The 16,391-nt window shown below is 69.4% G+C and carries 14 protein-coding genes and 1 pseudogene; 6 read left to right on the forward strand and 9 right to left on the reverse strand.

The genetic code is table 11. The annotated features are described in order from the left end of the window. Positions 1-2 precede the first annotated feature (2 nt). Both EV137_RS26925 and EV137_RS26930 read right to left on the reverse strand, forming a co-directional pair. On the reverse strand, positions 3-1,373 hold the full coding sequence (locus EV137_RS26925) for a glutamate mutase L (RefSeq protein WP_134131259.1): 1,371 nt from the start codon (positions 1,371-1,373) through the stop codon (positions 3-5). Between the two features lie 309 nt (positions 1,374-1,682). Beyond that, a complete protein-coding gene (locus EV137_RS26930; RefSeq protein WP_134131260.1) occupies positions 1,683-2,837 on the reverse strand; it encodes a cystathionine gamma-synthase in 1,155 nt (384 codons plus the stop codon). A gap of 161 nt (positions 2,838-2,998) precedes the next feature. Between EV137_RS26930 and EV137_RS26935 the strand changes: the two genes are divergently transcribed. Continuing rightward, positions 2,999-3,613 (forward strand): hypothetical protein, encoded by a 615-nt coding sequence (locus EV137_RS26935; RefSeq protein WP_238175577.1) that lies wholly within the window; start codon positions 2,999-3,001, stop codon positions 3,611-3,613. An 11-nt stretch (positions 3,614-3,624) separates the two neighbouring features. Next, entirely contained in the window at positions 3,625-5,331 is a 1,707-nt protein-coding gene (locus EV137_RS26940) for a hypothetical protein (protein WP_134131261.1), read from the forward strand. A 54-nt stretch (positions 5,332-5,385) separates the two neighbouring features. On the opposite strand, the gene EV137_RS26945 is transcribed toward EV137_RS26940, so the two are convergent. Further along, positions 5,386-5,682, reverse strand: coding sequence for a DUF1905 domain-containing protein (locus EV137_RS26945; protein WP_134006571.1), 297 nt, complete (start codon positions 5,680-5,682; stop codon positions 5,386-5,388). Beyond that, positions 5,679-6,260, reverse strand: a complete 582-nt coding sequence (locus EV137_RS26950) for a TetR/AcrR family transcriptional regulator (RefSeq protein WP_134131262.1) — start codon at positions 6,258-6,260, stop codon at positions 5,679-5,681. Before EV137_RS26950 ends, EV137_RS26945 begins: the two co-directional genes overlap by 4 nt. A 94-nt stretch (positions 6,261-6,354) precedes the next feature. Between EV137_RS26950 and EV137_RS26955 the strand changes: the two genes are divergently transcribed. Then, on the forward strand, positions 6,355-8,514 hold the full coding sequence (locus tag EV137_RS26955) for an MMPL family transporter (protein ID WP_134131263.1): 2,160 nt from the start codon (positions 6,355-6,357) through the stop codon (positions 8,512-8,514). A gap of 70 nt (positions 8,515-8,584) precedes the next feature. Here the strand turns inward: EV137_RS26955 and EV137_RS26960 are convergent, their stop codons facing one another. Further along, a complete protein-coding gene (locus EV137_RS26960) occupies positions 8,585-9,001 on the reverse strand; it encodes a YbjN domain-containing protein (RefSeq protein ID WP_202871163.1) in 417 nt (138 codons plus the stop codon). A gap of 31 nt (positions 9,002-9,032) precedes the next feature. Further along, complete coding sequence (gene yczE, locus EV137_RS26965; protein ID WP_134131264.1) at positions 9,033-9,707, reverse strand: membrane protein YczE; 675 nt, start codon at positions 9,705-9,707, stop codon at positions 9,033-9,035. A gap of 63 nt (positions 9,708-9,770) precedes the next feature. Between yczE and yczR the strand changes: the two genes are divergently transcribed. Beyond that, on the forward strand, positions 9,771-11,213 hold the full coding sequence (gene yczR / locus EV137_RS26970) for a MocR-like transcription factor YczR (protein ID WP_134131265.1): 1,443 nt from the start codon (positions 9,771-9,773) through the stop codon (positions 11,211-11,213). A 299-nt stretch (positions 11,214-11,512) separates the two neighbouring features. Then, the gene (msrA, locus tag EV137_RS26975; protein ID WP_134006561.1) at positions 11,513-12,151 is read left to right on the forward strand and encodes a peptide-methionine (S)-S-oxide reductase MsrA; all 639 of its coding nucleotides are present in this window, start codon (positions 11,513-11,515) and stop codon (positions 12,149-12,151) included. Between the two features lie 71 nt (positions 12,152-12,222). Here the strand turns inward: msrA and EV137_RS26980 are convergent, their stop codons facing one another. After that, on the reverse strand, positions 12,223-12,846 hold the full coding sequence (locus EV137_RS26980) for a lysylphosphatidylglycerol synthase domain-containing protein (RefSeq protein ID WP_202871164.1): 624 nt from the start codon (positions 12,844-12,846) through the stop codon (positions 12,223-12,225). A gap of 70 nt (positions 12,847-12,916) precedes the next feature. Continuing rightward, positions 12,917-13,201 (reverse strand): annotated as a pseudogene (locus EV137_RS42060) (hypothetical protein); the annotation flags it as partial. Positions 13,202-13,326: 125 nt separating this feature from the next. On the opposite strand from EV137_RS42060, the gene EV137_RS26985 reads away from it, so the two are divergent. Then, positions 13,327-15,609 carry a CDP-alcohol phosphatidyltransferase family protein gene (locus tag EV137_RS26985; RefSeq protein ID WP_238175578.1) on the forward strand — a complete coding sequence of 761 codons (2,283 nt, stop codon included), beginning with the start codon at positions 13,327-13,329 and terminating at the stop codon, positions 15,607-15,609. On the opposite strand, the gene EV137_RS42065 is transcribed toward EV137_RS26985, so the two are convergent. Then, entirely contained in the window at positions 15,606-16,259 is a 654-nt protein-coding gene (locus EV137_RS42065) for an alpha/beta fold hydrolase (RefSeq protein ID WP_134131266.1), read from the reverse strand. The genes EV137_RS26985 and EV137_RS42065 overlap by 4 nt on opposite strands. Positions 16,260-16,391: the final 132 nt, after the last annotated feature.

A 16,391-nucleotide genomic window follows, 5' to 3' on the forward strand; every position in this document is an offset into this window, starting at 1 on the left:
GACTAGTGCCCGCCGCGGCTCGTTCCATGAATATGGGCGGCCAGGCCTTCGGCAGCCTTCGGGGCGTCGTCGGCGAGCAGCCCGACCGCGGCGAGCACGTAGTCCGCGTCGACACACACCTCAGCGCGCTGCGGGACGAGCCAGCCCTCCTCCTGCGCGTTGGTCCCGATCGAACCGAGGATCCGCGCCGCGACGTCCGGCGGGTTGTGCCGCAGCACTCCCCCGGACCCGACCAGCAGATCGACCTCGCGCAGATCCTTCCCGGAACGCTCGATCACCCGCCCACCGGGCCCGAACACGATCCGCTGCCGCCCCGCATGCCGCCGGAGCGCGACCGTCGCGGCAACGGTCGCCAACGTCTCGTCGTACGACGCCTCACGTCCACTGTCCGGAAGGTACGACGGGTCCACTCGCCGGCGTTCGGCCGCCGCACGCACCTCGTCGACGTCCGCGATCAGCCCCGCCTCGGCGCCGGCCGCCACAACAGGTACGGCGCTCCAGCGCATCCCGAGATCGCCTTCGACGGTCCGGGTCACGGGATGCGGCGCGACCACTTCGCGGCCGAGGTTCGCGTCCTCGGGGTCGAGCTCGATCACCGAGTGGACGTCGGTGGTGGCGCCGCCGATGTCCACGACCGCCACGTCACCGTGGAGCGCGGCGAGTACCTCGACACCGCGCAGTACGACGTCCGGCGTCGCGGCGCGGACCATCCGCGCGAAGGACGGGTCCCGTGACAGGTTCTTCCCGCCGATCACGTGCTCCAGGAACATCTCGCGGATCGCGGCCCGGGCACTGTCCGGCGCGAACACGCCGATCTCCGGTACGACGTTTTCCGCCAGCACATGCGGTACATCCGCCGCGGTCAGTGTTTCCGTGATTTCCGTCTGCGCATCGATGTTGCCTGCGACAACGACCGGTTTCCGCCACTTGTACTTCGCCAGCGTCTCCGCGGCCTTGAGCAGTACGGCGGAGTTCCCGCCGTCGGTACCGCCGAGCAGCAGCACGACGTCCGGGCGATCCTTGCGCAGCTCCTTCTGGCTCGTCGCGCTCAGCCCACCGCTGACGACCGCCACGACGCGCCCGCCGCTCGACAACGCCACCCGCTTCCCCGCCTCCGCGGTCACGAGCTCTTCGTTGCCCACGACACCGATCCGCAGGCCGCCGCCCGCACTCGAACAGGCGAGCACCTCGGCGTTCCGCACGCCCCGGTCGGCCGCTTCGAGTACGACGCGACAGGCCTGCCACCCGTCCATGACGTCGGTGTCGATCGTCGTACGGTGCTCGGCCCGGGCCACGAGCTCGCCCGAACCGGAATCCACCGCAACCGCCTTCGTGAAGGTCGACCCGAAGTCAACGGCAACCACCAGGCTCACCAACACTCACCCCACTCGCCCCATCGTCCACCGCCATATCCCCCGCCCGTCCTCCACAACCCGTTCCCGCCCGCGCCGGCCCGTTCCCGCCCGCCGGCCAGTCTCCGCCCGCGCCGGCCCGTTCCCGCCCGCCGGTCAGTCTCCGCCCGCGCCGGCCCGTTCCCGCCCGCCGGTCAGTGCGCATTTGGTGGGTCGACCCAGCAAGTTGGGGGTTCGTCACCCTGGTTGTGGGTCACAAACCCCCGAGTTCGCTGGCCGACCCAGCAATTTGCCTGGCCGGCCAGGCAAATGCGCGGGGTGGTGGGTGGGTCAGGCGAGGGCGCGATCGAGGTCGAGCAGGAGGTCGTCGATGGTCTCGATGCCGACGCTCAAGCGGATCAGGTCCGCCGGCACCTCGAGTGGGGTGCCGGCGACCGAGGCGTGGGTCATCTTGCCGGGGTGCTCGATCAGGGACTCGACGCCGCCGAGTGACTCACCGAGAGTGAAGACCTCTGCCTTGTTGCAGATGTCCAGTGCCTGCGCCTCGCCACCTGTGACGCGGAAGCTGACGATCCCGCCGAACCGCTTCATCTGCTTGGCGGCGGTCTCGTGACCCGGGTGCCCGTCGACGCCCGGATACAGCACCTGGCTGACGGACTTGTGCCGCTGCAGGAACTCGACGACCTTCTCGGCATTGTCGCTGTGCCGGTCCATCCGGACGCCGAGCGTCTTGATGCCACGCAGCACCAGCCACGAGTCGAACGGCCCGGCGACGGCGCCGATCGCGTTCTGGTGGAAGGCGATCTTCTCCGCCAGCTCGGCGTCCCGCACGATCAGCGCGCCGCCGACCACGTCGGAGTGCCCGCCCATGTACTTCGTCGTCGAGTGCACGACCACGTCCGCGCCGAGCTCCAGCGGCTGCTGCAGGTACGGCGAGGCGAACGTGTTGTCGACCACCAGCAGGGCGCCGGCGTCGTGGGCGATCTGGGCCACGATCGCGATGTCCGCGACGTTCAGCAGCGGGTTGGTCGGGGTCTCCAACCAGACGACCTTCGTCTTCCCGGGCTGGATCGCGGCCCGGATCGCGTCCGGGTGCGTGACCGCGGCCGGCGTCATCTCCACACCCCAGGTGCCGAGAACGCGGGCGAACAGGCGGAACGTGCCGCCGTACGCGTCGTCAGGGAAGACCACGTGATCACCCGGCACGCACAGCGAGCGGATCAGGGTGTCCTCGGCGGCGAGACCGCTGGCGAAGGCGAAGCCGCGGGTGCCGGCCTCGATCGCGGCCAGACACTCCTCGAGCGCCGTCCGGGTCGGGTTCGCCGAGCGGGAGTACTCGTACCCGTTGCGCAGCCCGCCGACGCCGTCCTGCTTGTAGGTGCTGGTCGCGTAGATCGGCGGCACGACCGAGCCGGTCGTCGGGTCGGGCTCGTTCCCGGCGTGGATCGCGAGCGTTTCGAAGCCGTAGTGGTGTTCCGTGTTCACCGGACCAGCGTACGGCCTGGTCTGCTCAGGTCCCGCAGGACGTCCGCTACTGGGATGATCCGGCGGATCCTGGTTGTCCACAGGCACGTCGTACTGGCTGGCGAATGACCCGTTGGGCCGCCTACGGTTGCGCACAGAGGGTCATCTAGAGGGTTGCGGTCATGGAACCGGGCAAGGAAGGACGACGGCGCCGGATGAAGACGCAGGACAGGCCGCTCGACCAGGACGACCTGGCGATGGCGGATCTCGCCGAGATTCCGGACTGGACCGTGATCGCGGGACCGGACGGCGACGAGGCCGGGCCGGAGGTGGTGCGCGCCCTGGTGCACCGGGTGATGGGTCAGACCTCCTGGCAGCCGTGGCCGCTGCAGGCCGGCGAGGTGATCGGCGCCGACATGGTCTCGTGGGGGTTCACCACGCGCCGCGGGACCACGATGATCGTGTTCGACGGCCTGGCGTTCCCGGACTGCCCGGACAGCGGCTGGTCGGCGTACGAGATCGGTCCGGACGACATCGCCGCCGCGGAGTCCGGGCTCGACGAGCACTGGCCGGACCACCTCGCGCTCGCGACCAGGCACTGGGGACAGCCTGACTACGTCGGTGACGAGAGCAGTCCGACGTTCGCCGACGAGTGGGAGCCCGGCGCCGGGACCGGCCGCCGGCACCTGGCCGTCTGGCTACGTCCGGGCGCCCAGATCCACCTGTACAGCACGAAGCCCAGCAAGGACCCGCTGACGACGTCTGTCGGGGTCAACTACGCCGTGTACATCGACTAGGAGACCCCGCCGTGAGCGATTCCTACCCGGAGAATCCGCGGGGCGTTCGTCAGCGTGTCTCCCGCTGGAGCACGACCCATCGTGGCACGAAGACGCTGAAGGCGGCGTACGCGCAGGCAGCCCGCGACGTGAAGCGGATGGATCCTGCCGTCCGCGAGGCCATCGGCCGCTCGAACATGACCCGCTCCGACCTGCAGCAGATCGCGAGTCGGCACGTCGACGCCCAGTTCCGCCCGGACCGGTACGCGGGCGTCTCGCGGAACCTGGGCCAGGAGGTGCAGGGTCGGCTGGCGGAGTCCGGGCCGGCGCCGAGCAGGGGCTGGATCGCCCGGAAGAACCCGTTCTCGCGGTGGAACAGAAACCAGCGGCAAGGGACGAAGGCGCTCAAGGCCGCGTTGACGCAGGCGGCGCGGGACGTGAAACGCACGGATCCGCGGGTTCGGTGGGAGATCGGCCGGTCGCACGTCAACAGCGCGGACCTCGCGGCGCTGGCGTCGAGCCGGATGGATCATCTGTTCCGGCCGGAGGGCCGGTTCCAGGGGGTGCCGGGGCAGCAGCAGAACGGCGCTGGGCGGCAGGGGCAGGGGCAGGGTATTCAGTCTCGGGACGCGGTTCTGCAGGCGCCGTCGCCGCAGCAGTCCGAGCAGTTGAACCAGCGGATTGCGACGCTGCAGCAGGCGATTCTGGAGGCGCAGCAGCAGACGCTCACGCTGATGGAGGAGAACAACCGCCTCCAGGGTGAGATGCGACAGTTGCTCGAGGCCCGCGTTCAGCAGCTGCAGCAGGAGAACGCCGCGGACCCGGCTCAGGAGCCCGCTCAGCAACGAGAAGGCGACAACCAGCTGGTGGCAGGCGACCAGCAACCAGACGAACGCCGCACCGAAGGCGAAGCCCAGCGCGGCGAAGCCCAGACCGGCGAACCCCGCGCCACAGGCGAAGCCGAGGTCGGCGAACCCCGCGCCGATGGTGAAGCCGAGGTCGGCGAAGCCGGTGAACCTCGTGCCACGGGTGAGGCCGAAGTCGGCGAGGCTGGCGAGCCTCGTACGGCGGGTGAAGCCGAGGTCGGTGAAGCGGGTGAGCCTCGTGCCACGGGTGAAGCCGAAGTCGGCGAGGTCGGCGAGCCTCGTACGGCGGGTGAAGCCGAGGTCGGTGAGCCTCGGGCTGTGGGTGGGGCCGAGGTGGGCCCGGAGGTCGAGGGTGCGGGGGTGCAGGCGCCCGCCGGGGGCTGGGCTGACTCGGCCGCAACCCAGGGTCAGTCCGTCAGGGATGCCGAGGCACTGGCGAGCCGGCAGTCCACCGGCGAACTGGACGCACCGGCAGCCACCACCCAAGATCCCGCAGCGACCCCAGCGACAACTGTCGACCCCCAGCAATCCGGCACCAACCCCCAGCAGCCCAGCACCAACCCACAACAACCCGGCACCAACACCCAGCAAGCGGGTGCCAGCCCGCAGCAACCTCGGTTCGACGTGCAGCCGCAGCGGGGGCCGGCTGCTGGGGAGAAAACGTCGGCGGAGCTAGATTCCAAGTTCGCGCGGGACATCGCGTTCAACGGCAGCACGCCGCTCAACAGCGTGTCGTCTCAGAAGACCGAAGAGGCCGTCAAGGCAGGCGGCGACAATGACGCCACCAAGCGGCAGCAACGTGGCGGCCAGGCACCCCAGAAGCCCGCGACCGGGAATACCCAGAAGCCCCCGACCAAGAGAGACGGTCGCTGACCTCCAACTACACGTACGCCGTCGCTCCCCGCGGCGGCGAACGTCGTACCGGGGCTAGAAGTCGACGAGCTCCAGCTGTGTCTCGACGGGGCTGCCCTCGAGGAGGTCTTCGGCAGTCCGGATCGCTTTCTTGACCGGGAGCATGTAGGTCCCGTTCTTGGTCGGGAAGACCGAGGTCTGCCACGTGCTGCCGCCGACCGTGACCGAGACCCGCACCGACCCGAAGCCCTTCCGCCGTCCTTCGGTCAGATCGGTGATCTCGTCGCTGATGTCCTCCGGCACCGTGACGAAGTACCAACTGCCTTCGCCCGGGTAAAGCCACAGCGGCGCCGTGAACCGGTAACCGGTCACTCGACGACCGGGCTGCCGCGGCGAGCAAGAACCGCGGTGGCAGCGTCCAGCAGCACCGCGCGGATCTCCGCATCGCCGGCCTGGAGATCGAGCTCGATGGACATCGCGGCCCCGACCGCCTCGACCGCGGCCGCGGCACGCAGCCGGTCGGCGGCCGTCGGATCGGGGCCGGCCAGCCACAGCTGGAAACGGCGGCTCTGCGCGATCAGCTCGTCGAGGTCGTCCCCGAAGGCCGCGAGTACGGCGGCGATGTCGCGGAGAAGCGTCGGCCCGGTCGCCCGGTGCGCGATGATCACGTCGACGTACGCACCGAGGACCTCGCGCTCCGTCTCCGGCGACCACGGCAGCGTCTCCGGGAGCCGCAGTACCTGGAAGATGTCGTCCAGGAAGGTGCCGACGATCGCGCGCAGCAGCTGCTGCTTCGACGAGTAGTGGTAGTACAGGGACGCCTTGGTGATGCCGACCTGCTCCGCGATCTCGCGCAGGCTGGTCTTGTCGTACCCCTGGGTCGAGAACAGCTCGACCGCGGCGCGATGGATCTCCGCCTTGGTGTCCCGGGAACTCGTCGCGTGCTGCACGTCACCACCCTCTCACCTTCACCAGCCTACCGGTCGGCAGGTAGGCTACCTACCGACCGGCAGGTAAAGACAACCCGCAGAGAGGGGTCTCGGGGTGTTCACCAAACTCGGACGCTTCGTCGTTCACAACCCGTGGAAGGTGATCGCCGCCTGGGTGGTCGCGGCGGTGGCCGTGATCGCGTTCGCGCCGACGCTCGCGGACGTCACCACCAAGGATCAGGCGGCGCTGCTGCCTGACAAGTACGAGTCGGTACAGGCGCAGAAGCTGGCCGCCGACGCCTTCGGGCAGACCAACGATGCGACCGCCAGCATCGTCGTCAAGCGGAACGCGGGCGGCGAGCTGACCGCGGCCGACCAGGCCAAGGTCACCGAGGTGGCGGCCAAGATCACCGCGGCGAAGATCGACCGGGTCACCGCCGCGATCACCGGCCCGCAGGCGGTCTCGCCGAACAAACAGGTTCAGATCATCAGCGTCGGCCTCAAGGGCGCGCCGGACGAGCAGGCCGTGCTGGACGCCGTACAGAAGATCCGTGACGTGACCGGCTCCACGCTCACCGGCGCCGATCTCGAGTACGGCGTGACCGGCGACGCGGCGCTGATGCTCGACAACCAGGACGCGTTCAACAACGCCTTCATCGTGGTCGGGATCGCGACCGTCGTGCTGATCATCGGCCTGCTGCTGGTGATCTACCGCAGCCCGGTCGCCGCGTTCCTGCCGATCCTGACGGTCGGTCTGGTGTCGGCGATCGCGCCCGGCCTGATCGCGCTGGTCGCAAAGGCGACCGATCTGCAGGTCACACAGGACCTGCAGACGATCCTGACGGTTGTGCTGTACGGCGTCGGCACCGACTACATCCTGTTCCTGCTGTTCCGGTTCCGCGAGCGCCTGCGCGCCGGCGAGGCGCCGAAGGAAGCGCTCGTGAACGCGGTCGCCCGGGTCGCCGAGGTGATCGTGTCGGCGGCGGGCGCGATCGTCGTCGCGTTCAGCGCCCTGCTGCTCGCGGTGTTCGGCGGGTTCAAGAGCCTCGGCCCGGGGCTCGCGATCGCGGTCGCGGTGATGGCGTTCGCCGCGATCACCCTGGTCCCGGCGGTCGTCTCGCTGCTCGGGCCGAAGGTGTTCTGGCCGTCGAAGTCGTGGCAGAAGACGCCGAAGGGCGCGATGTTCAAGCGGTTCGGCACGTTCACTGCGCGGCGCCCGGCGGTGGTCGCCGCGATCTCCGGCGGCGTGATGGTCGTGCTCGCGCTCGGCTCGCTCGGGATGAAGGTCGACTACGACGCGTTCAGCCAACTGCCGGACGGCACCGAGTCGTCCCGCGCGATCAAGGACCTGCAGGCGGGCTTCCCGGCCGGCGCGCTGAACCCAACCACGGTCTACGTCAAGAGCACCGACGGTACGCCGCTGGATCCGGCCGAGCTCACGGCGTACGCCGGGAAGCTGGCAAAGGTCGACGGTGTCGGCGGAGTGCTTCCGGCCGGCGCGGACGGCAGCATGGCATTGCTGAGCAAGGACAAGACCGTTGCCCAGCTCAACGTCGTACTCAAGGATGCGCCGTACGCGAACGCCTCGCTGGATCTGGTCGACGGGAAGCTCCGGGAGGCCGCGCACGCCGAGGCGCCGGCCGGGACGACCACGCTGCTCGGCGGCGTGACCGCCAGCTACACCGACATCCGGGACGCCAACAGCCGGGACCTCTCGGTGATCTTCCCGGTCGCGGGCGGGCTGATCGCGATCATCCTCGCGCTGCTGCTGCGGTCGCTGATCGCGCCGCTGGTGCTGATGCTCGCGGTGGTGCTGAGCTTCTTCAGCTCGATCGGCGCGACGGTGTTCGTGTTCCAGGGCGCCGCCGGGCATGCGGGCGTCACGTTCTCGCTGCCGATCATGCTGTACCTGTTCGTCGTTGCCATCGGCACCGACTACAACATCCTGATGATCGCCCGGTTGCGTGAGGAGGCCGAACGCGGGACGGATCCACGGACCGCGGCCGACCGCGCGATCGAGCACGGTGGCCCGTCGGTGGCAGCGGCCGGACTGATCCTGGCCGGCACGTTCTCGTCACTGATGCTGGCCGGTATGGCGCTGCTCACCGAGATGGGGTTCTCGGTCGCGGCCGGCATCGTGATCTCGGCGTTCGTGATGTCGAGCTTCCTGGTGCCGAGCGTGATCGCCCTGCTCGGCCGCCGCGCCTGGTGGCCGCGCCGGATGAAGGTCGGCTCGCCTGCCCCCGAGGAGCGCGAACTCGAACCGGTCGGCTGACAAGACCCGCAGGCTGAGGGGTCCTGCGAGAATGACGGGTCCCGGACCACCTGGTCCGGGACCCGTTGTTCTAGGGCTGGTCCGCCAGCCAGTTGTTGAAGTCGACACCGGCACGGACCCAGCTGACCATCGAGTGCGCGAACGCCTCGGGTGAGATCGCGACACCGACCAGGTAGTGGCTCTCGGCGACGACGTGCACGGTCCCGTCGTCGCTCGTCTCGCTGTACGCCTTGGGCCAGAGCGTGCCGCGGTTCCAGTCGTCGAGAATCTCGAGCAATCGCGGCTTCTGTTCGACGGAGTACCGCCGCTCGTAGAAGCTCCGCACGGAGAAGACCCGCTGGTCCCCTTCACCGCGGAACACGAAGTACATCCGCAGCGACTCCCACGGCACGACAACATCGCCCTGGTCCTCGACGTACTTCAGCTCCATCTGCTCCAGGAGCTGTTTCACCAGGTCGTAGCCGATCTCGGGTGCTTCGAGAGCCAACGTCGTACTCCTAGCCGGGCGCAGGGTCGGCTCATCGTACGGCGTGGTTCGGGTCCTTCAGGCGGACGGTGAAGATCGGTAGGAGGACGTGGACGAGGGGGCCGATCGAGAGGGCGTAGACGACGGTGCCGACGCCGATCGAGCCGCCGAGCAGGAAGCCGGTGGCGAGGACGGTCAGCTCGAGCGACGTCCGGACGAGGCGGACGCTCAGACCGGTACGGCGTACCAGGCCGGTCATCAGGCCGTCGCGGGGACCGGGGCCGAACTGGGCGCCGATGTAGAGGGCGCCGGCCAGCGCGTTGAGGACGACACCGGACAGCATGAACGCGATCCGCAGCCAGAGCGCGTCCGGGCGGTCGACCGTCGCCAGGGTCAGGTCGGTGACCAGGCCGATCACGATCGCGTTGCTGATCGTGCCGAGGCCGGGCCACTGGCGCAGCGGGATCCAGGCGAGCAGTACGACGAAGCTCATCGCGATCACCACGGTCCCGAAGCTGAGCGGGAGATGCTTGGTGATGCCGGAGTGGAACACGTCCCACGGGTCGAGGCCGAGGTTGCCCTGGATCATCAGGCCCATCGAGGCGCCGTACAGGGTCAGGCCCACGTACAGCTGCACCAGGCGGCGCGGGAGGTGGCCTGCCTTCAGCTGCTGGATCGGGTTGAGGGGCGCGAGCTGACGCGGCGGGGCATCGGAGGTGGCGGTCACGAGATCCAGTGTGCGGCGTAAGTGGCCTGGCATTCGATAGCCAGTTGCGCGATAGTGGACTGCATGCGAGCCCGTTACCTTCCCGCCAGCACGTTAAGCGGCCTGCTCGGCGAGTGGGCCGACGGGACCGGCCCGGCGTACCGGGTCCTGGCCGAGCGGCTCCGGCTGCTGATCGCGGACGGGCGGATCATGCCCGGGTCGCGGCTGCCGAGCGAGCGCGAACTGACCGAGGCTCTGGGGGTCAGCCGGACGACGGTGGCCTCCGCTTATCGCTCGTTGCGCGACAGTGGCTATCTGACGAGCCGGCGTGGTTCAGGGAGCGTCACGGCACTGCCGTCGAAGATCGAGCCGGAGCTCGGGCGGCACCACGCGCCCGGGATCGACACCGAGGGTTTGTACGACTTCACCTGCGCGGCGCCGGCCGCGGTCCCGGGAATCAGTACGGCGGTCGCGTCGGCGGCCGGTGAGCTGCCGATGCACCTCGCGACGCCCGGGTACCACCCGCAGGGCCTGCCGGTACTGCGTTCCGAGATCGCGGCGGCGTACCGCGCACGGGGGTTGCCGACGTCGGCGGATCAGATCATCGTCACCGCCGGGGCGCTCGCCGCGACGTCGATCGCGGTACGGGCGATCACGCAGATCGGCGACCGCGTCCTCACCGAGAGTCCGACGCATCCGAACTCTGTGGATGCGATCCGGCGCAGCGGTTGCCGCGTGGTCGCCGTACCGATGTCGCCCGGCGGGTGGGACCTGCCTTTGCTGGAGGCAACGATTCGGCAGACTGCGCCGCGGGCGGCGTGGATGGTGGTGGACTTCCAGAATCCCACCGGTTTCCTGATGTCCGCGGCGGATCGGCAACGGCTGGCGCGGGCGTTCGCACGGTCGCGGACGACGGCGATCGTGGACGAGACGCTGTTCGAGCTGTCGCTGGACGGGCAGGAGATGCCGCCGCCGTTCGCGTCGTACGACCCGGACGGCGTGATCACGGTCGGGTCGGTGAGCAAGTCGTTCTGGGGCGGGTTGCGGATCGGGTGGATGCGCGTGCCGGAGGCGCTGGTCGCTCGCGTGCTGGACGCGCGGGCGTCGATGGACCTCGGCGCGCCGGTGCTGGAGCAGTTGGTGGTCGCGGACCTGCTGCGGCGGCGCTCCACCTTGCTGCCGGAGCGCCGGGTGTCGCTGGCACAGCGGCGGGATGCTTTGGCCGCCGCGTTGTCCGCCGAGCTTCCGTCGTGGAGGTTCCGGCTGCCTTCGGGTGGGTTGTCGCTGTGGTGCGAGCTGCCCGAACCGGTCGGCTCCAGCCTTGTTGGTGTCGCCCAGCGCAACGGCGCGCTCCTGGTCGCCGGGTCCCGCTTCTCCCCCGACGGCGGCCTCGAGTCCTTCATCCGCCTCCCGTTCACCCTCGACGAGGACTCCCTCCGCGACGGCATCACCCGCCTAGCCGCGTCCTACGCCTCCCTGACCACCGGCGCCGCCTCGACCCGGCGGACTGGGGTGATGATCGCGTAGGGCGGACGCGTGCCACTCACCAACCTCCCGCGGACGGGCCGGCTCGCGCTCAACCGCTCGCTCCGATCAGCCCGGGACGGCCTTTGATGAGTGGCTCAGGTCCGCGTCTCCGCGGCAGGCGGACGCCCAGGCCATCACAATTGGCCCCGACCGCCGCGCGCCAGCGGGGAGCCGTCGGAATCGCGCGATTGTGATGGCGTGGCGGTCCGCACGTCATCGCGCCGTAAGGGGTGTGGGGAAGGTTCACCTGGGCGGGGGCGTTGGGAGACTATGAGAGTCACACTGCGAGAGGCGTGAGAATGTCGTTCTTCACCCGCAACACCGCCATGGTCGAGCCGGAGGCCGCGCTGCCCGGCCGGCCCACCCCTGGCTTCGCCGTACCGGACGAGAACATCGTCCTGCACACGCCGCAGACCGCTGCCGCCCCCGAGGGCTTCGAGGAGGTCTGGTTCGGCACCGGATGCTTCTGGGGCACCGAGGAGATCTTCTGGCAGCAGCCAGGCGTGTACACCACGGCCGTCGGGTACGCGGGCGGTTACAGCCCCAACCCGTCGTACGAGGAAGTCTGCACCGGGCGCACCGGTCACGCGGAGGCCGTCCGGGTCGTCTACGACCCGACCAAGACCACCTTCACGGACCTGCTCAAGGTTTTCTGGGAGACCCACGACCCGACCCAGGGCATGCGGCAGGGCAACGACCTCGGTTCGCAGTACCGCTCGGCGATCTACTACACCACCGACGCCCAGCGCGCCGAAGCCGAACGCACCCGCGACCTCTACGCCCCCGTCATCAAGCCCCTCGGCTACGACGACATCACCACTGAAATAGCCCCCGCCACCACGTTCTACTACGCCGAGGGCTACCACCAGCAGTACCTCCACAAGAACCCCAACGGCTACCGCTGCCACAGCAACACCGGCGTACCGTTCCCGGCCTGAAGCTCTCCTGAAGGCGGCCTCCACCGTTTGGTGGGGGCCGCTTTCCTGGCTGTACGGCGAATAGCCTTGGCCTAGGAGCACGCACCTCGCCACACGCGCCGCCGGTGCGTGACCACGAGGACGACGGCTCCGGGCAGGGTTGCGAACAGCGCTAGTACGCCGTACACCACCGCGACGGTGAGGCCGAGTGTCGCGCCCAGGCCGACCGAGCTGAACGCCCACGCGGCTGCGCCCTCGCGCGGGCCCCAGCCTGCGATGTTCGTCGGCACCGCCGAGGCCGTCAGCACGACCAGTGCCAGAGGCAACAGTCGAGCCGGCGACACGTCCGCTCCGGTCGCTCGCACTGCGATCAGGAAGACGGCGGCGTGGCCGAGTACGGCGACGGTGGAGGCGAGCAGGATGCCAGGCCAGGCCCGCGGCGCGAGGACCGCGTCGCGGAGGTCGCTGGTGAAGGCGCGTCCGATCCGCGTGGAGAGGCGGCGTCGGTTCAGGCAGAGCGGTACGGCGATCAGCGCCGTACAGGCGACGACCACGACCGTCACGGCGATCGAGGGCACACGGAAGCCAGCGGGCCGGGGCAGCAGGAACAGCACGCCAAGCGTCAGCACGATCTGTACCGCAAATCCCGACGCCCGCTCCCACGCGACGGCCCGCAGGCTCCGCCCCAGGTCGCCGACCTCGCGCCCATGGCGCACGGCGTGGGTGTACGTCGCCCACCACTCCGCCGGGCAGCGTGGCGTTGAGGAACTGGGACCGGTAGTACGCAGCCACCGCGGTCCTCAGCGGCATCTCGACGCCGAGCCCGCCGGCGACGAGCCTCCACCGCCAGGCACAGCACAACGTGGTCAGCGCCGTGATGGCGAGGGCGGCGGCGAGCGGCCAACAGGTTGTCAGTCGGAGCCCGTCCACCAATGGGCCCGTGCCCACCCGCCACACCAGAACGGCGAGGATCGCGGCGCCGCCGGCGACTCGCGCCCAGGTCCAGATGCTTCGGCTGATGGCAGTTCCGATCTCTTGGTTGGGGCCTCGCACCACTAACACGGCTGCCACCTACCGCTGGTTCATCCGGCGACTTCCGACAGTACGGCGGATACTCGCCCTCTCCCGCCCGGATGAACCGGTGCGACGCTGTCCTCGTATGACTGTCGTACCCGCAGATAAGGAGGCATTGTCGAGTGCGCAGCCGCATCCTGACCGGCCCGCTCGTCGGATTCGCTTGTCTGCTCGTGCTCCTCGGTGTCCTCGCAGCAGCCACCGGCCTCGATGTCGCCGGCTGGGCGACCGGCATCGCCTCCGGAGCCGGCCTTGCCACGCTGGTCGCTCGCGCGATGACGCATCATCGTCGTGACGGGCTGGGGCCCGCGGACAGAGTGACACTGGCTCGCGCGATCCTCGCCTGCGGGGTCGCGGCGCTCACGGCGGACTCGTTCGGCGGCCACGCGCCGGTGGCGATCCTCGTCGCGATCTCGACGGTCGCGCTGATCCTCGACGGGGTCGACGGTAAGGTCGCTCGGCGTACCGGCACCGCTTCGGCGTTCGGGGCGCGCTTCGACATGGAAGTCGACTCGTTCCTGGTCCTGGTCCTGAGCGTGTACGTCGCCGCTCACACGAGGGACTGGTGGGTACTCGCGATCGGTGCGGCCCGCTATGTGTTCGTGGCCGCCAGCTGGGCGTTGCCGTGGCTGCGCGGTTCGCTTCCGCCTCGCTACTGGGCCAAAGTGGTCGCCGCGATCCAGGGCATCACCCTGACCGTCGCGGTGGCCGGCATCCTGCCCGAGGCCGTGACCACAGTGGTGCTGCTGATCGCGCTGGGGCTGCTGGCCGAGTCGTTCGGCCGTCATACCTGGGGACTGTGGCGCCAGGCCGGAAGCCCGCCCGGCACTCGTGCCACCGTGACGTCGGCGCTGGCGGTGCTCCTGGTCTGGACTGCGCTCCTCGTGCCGGACCACACCGGCGACCTGTCCCCGGCCGCCTTCCTCCGGATCCCGCTCGAGGGCCTGGTGTTCGTCGTCCTCGTCTGCGTGCTGCCATCGAGGCTGGCGCGGGTCCTCGCACTGATCGGCGGTCTCCTCGCCGGGGTGCTGATGATCATGCGGCTGCTCGACAGAGGCTTCTACTTCGCCTTCGACCGCCCCTTCCACCCGGTGTACGACGCGGCGTACGCGGGCTCCGCGCTGGACCTGCTCGGCGACTCGATCGGCCGCATCGGCGCCCTCGCAGTCTTCATCGGAGCCGGAGTCCTCTGCCTGGCCCTGCTCGCCCTGCTGCCGCTGTCGGCAGTCCGGGTGACCCGGCTCGTGGCGAGACACCGGCGACCGGCGATCCGGATCGTGGCCGTCCTTGCCGCGATCTCGATCGTGCCTGCGCTGACCGGTATCGGGCCGAAGCCTGTACGACAGCTCGCCTCATCCTCCGCGGCTCGGCTCGCCACACAGGTCCGTGACGACCTCCGCGACCAGCGCGAGTTCGTACGAGCGCTCGAGCAGGATCCCTTCCGCGACACCCCAGGCAACGACTTGCTGACCGGCCTGAGGGGCAAGGACGTGCTCCTGGTCTTCGTCGAGAGCTACGGACGTACGGCGCTCGACTCTCCAGTCGTCACGTCGGCTCTCGAGGCCGGAGACCGGCGGCTGCAGCAGGCCGGCTTCTCCTCGCGCAGCGGCTTCCTCACCTCTCCGACCTTCGGCGGCATCAGCTGGCTGGCGCACTCCACCCTGCAGTCCGGGCTGTGGGTGGACAACCAAGCGAGGTACGACCACCTCGTCACCCTCGACCGGCTCACTCTCACCGATGCCTTCGGCCACGCGGGCTGGCGGACCGTCGCCGACGTACCGTCCAACGACAAGGACTGGTCGGTGGCGAAGACCTACTACCACTACGACATGGTCTACGACCGCCGGAATGTTGGGTACGCCGGGCCGTCCTTCAGCTTTGCCTCCATGCCTGACCAGTACACGCTGGCCGCCCTCCAGCGGCTGGAGTTGGACAAGCCGAACCGCGCTCCCGTCATGGCCGAGGTCGACCTGGTTTCCAGCCACACGCCCTGGGCACCGCTCCCCCGGCTCGTCGACTGGAACCGGGTGGGTGACGGCTCGATCTTCGACCCGATGCCGGTCGAAGGCGACTCGCCGGAAGACGTATGGCGGCAGCCGGACCGTGTGAAGGCCGCGTACGCGCAGTCGATCGCCTACTCGCTCGACGCCCTCACTTCGTTCGTACAGCAACTCCACGACCGCAACCTGGTGCTCGTCGTCCTCGGCGACCATCAGCCGGCCAGCATCGTCTCGGGCAACGGGGCGAGCCACGACGTGCCGGTGAGTATCATCGCCGCCGACCCAGCCGTGACGGATCGGGTAGCGGACTGGGGCTGGCGGAACGGCCTCCGGCCGGACACCGGCGCACCGATCTGGCCGATGGACGCCTTCCGAGACCGCTTCCTCACCACCTACGGCCGCTAGTGTCGCTGAGGTGCGGGTGGGTCCGCCGGTGGCAGTGCATGGAGAACAGCCGCGAGGCTCTGGGGATCTCGGCGGGCGATGTTGTGACCAACGGGAATCTCGTGAACCTGCCAGCCTGAGTCGTTGCGTAGCCGTTCGGTCAGGGTCAGGAACGGACTACCCGGCCACGCACCACCGCTGATGAACGTTCGGCGAGGTGCGCCGCTGGGATTGGCTTGCAGCCTGATCGACTGGACGAAGCTCGCCAGTGGGTGCGGTCGCGCGCGAGGGTCGAGTCCATCGGGGACCGCGACCCATCGGCCGTCGGCACGAGCGCCGGCTATGAACATCTCACGGAAGCTGTCGCTGGTCAGCGACCAGCACGAATCGCCGTCGTCCGGAACGTAGGCATCAATGAAGACGAGCTGATCGAGGCGGTCGCCGAGCCGAGCCGCGACACCGGCGATCACCATCCCGCCGTAGCTGTGCCCACACAGCGCGAGGGGTGTTTCGTTGCTTCGGTCAATGATCTCGGCGACCTGGTCGATATGGGTGTCGAGGTTCGGTGGACGGTCTCCATCGGCTGGGCCGTCCAACTCCAGCCCTGACAGGGTCACCGCCTCGACGAGATGACCGTTGCGACGGAGCTCGGCGGCCACCGCGTCGAACACCCATCCGCCTTGCCGCTGCGCACCGAAACATGTTCGGTCCGTCCGGGTCGGGCGGGGCCAGCACCGCCTCGGTCGCGATGGCCTGCATGGCGATCGCCGTCCACGGGTTCTCGTCGGGCTTGACCCAGACCG

The sequence above is a fragment of the Kribbella pratensis genome (assembly GCF_004366075.1).
GTDB lineage: Bacteria > Actinomycetota > Actinomycetes > Propionibacteriales > Kribbellaceae > Kribbella > Kribbella pratensis.